Here is a 647-nt window from a genome sequence, read left to right as displayed (position 1 = left end):
CACCAGCACCTGTTGCTCTCGCCCACAGGCGCCGAGTGGCATGCGGACGGCCAGCGCTGCCAGCCGGATCTAGACGACAGGCAGCGCTTCTACGAGCAATGCCGTGACTGGCTTCGGCAGCATCGGCAGCCGTTCGTTGAAATCGCAGGTGACTGGGCCGAGCGCGAACGTCAGGCAATTGCCTGGACACGAGCGCTGCTGGATGGCTGACCGCCTCAGCGGCTTGGCTGCCCGTCCCGACGCAGCAGCAGGCCGATGGCAAGCACGACCAGCAGGCTACCCGGCAACCAGTGCACACCCATGCGTGCCGGCTGATCGAAGAACAGCAGCAGCATCGAGACGAAGGGCACCAGGTAGCTGTAGGCCGTTACCGCCCCGGGGGTCAGTGCGCTGGTGGCGCGCTGCTGCAGGAAGAAGGTCATCGCGCTGGAGAACACGCCCAGGTAGGTCACCAGCAGCAGGTCCAGCAGATTCATGTGCAGCAGCGCCGCCGGCCGCTCCCATATCGCCCCCATCAGGCCGATCAGCACAGCGCCCGCCACCAGGCTCCAGAAGGTGCGCAGGCCCGCCTGGGTCGGCAACGATCCGTTGGCCAGCCCCCATTTGCTGAGCACCGGATAGAGCGCCGAGGCGACGCAGCCGAAGAA

General features: G+C 66.6%; 2 protein-coding genes. One reads left to right on the top strand and one right to left on the bottom strand.

The features are described from left to right. Nucleotides 1–210, top strand: a 210-nt coding sequence (locus ACU8YC_RS25460; protein ID WP_446896028.1) for an AAA family ATPase, incomplete at its 5' end; no start/stop codon positions are given. A 5-nt stretch (nucleotides 211–215) separates the two neighbouring features. Here the strand turns inward: ACU8YC_RS25460 and ACU8YC_RS25455 are convergent. After that, nucleotides 216–647, bottom strand: a 432-nt coding sequence (locus tag ACU8YC_RS25455; RefSeq protein ID WP_446896027.1) for an EamA family transporter, incomplete at its 5' end; no start/stop codon positions are given.

Source organism: Citrobacter sp. VF227, assembly GCF_052950715.1.
The sequence above is the reverse complement of the archived record's forward strand: the minus strand, read 5'-3'. Positions and strand labels throughout refer to the sequence as shown.